General features: G+C 63.9%; 1 pseudogene. It reads left to right on the top strand.

The features are described from left to right. Positions 1-102 precede the first annotated feature (102 nt). Positions 103-291 (top strand): annotated as a pseudogene (locus P0G09_RS20010) (XdhC family protein); the annotation flags it as partial.

Raw genomic sequence — 291 nt, 5'->3', positions numbered from 1 at the left:
GCCGCACCATCCAGCGCATTGCCGATGAGACCGGCGTTGCCATTATGACCACCCCTGTGGATACCTACGCGGCGGGCAAGCTAGGACCGCCCCGAGTTTGCGGAGGAGCTGCGTCAGGCCGGGGCCGATGCTGTGCTCTGCCTGCCCTTTGCAGAGGGGCTTGCGCAGATCCCCGGCGGGCAGGAGATATACTTTGTGGTCGTGACCCGTGCCCACAGCTGTGATATTGCCTGCCTGCGTTCCATTCTGCAAAAGCCCGCCGCCTATGTGGGCATGATGGGCAGCCGGAAG

Origin of the sequence: Faecalibacterium sp. DFI.5.82 (assembly GCF_029076575.1) — a bacterium.
In the GTDB taxonomy this organism is placed as follows: Bacteria; Bacillota; Clostridia; order Oscillospirales; family Ruminococcaceae; genus Faecalibacterium; species Faecalibacterium duncaniae.
The sequence above is the reverse complement of the archived record's forward strand: the minus strand, read 5'-3'. Positions and strand labels throughout refer to the sequence as shown.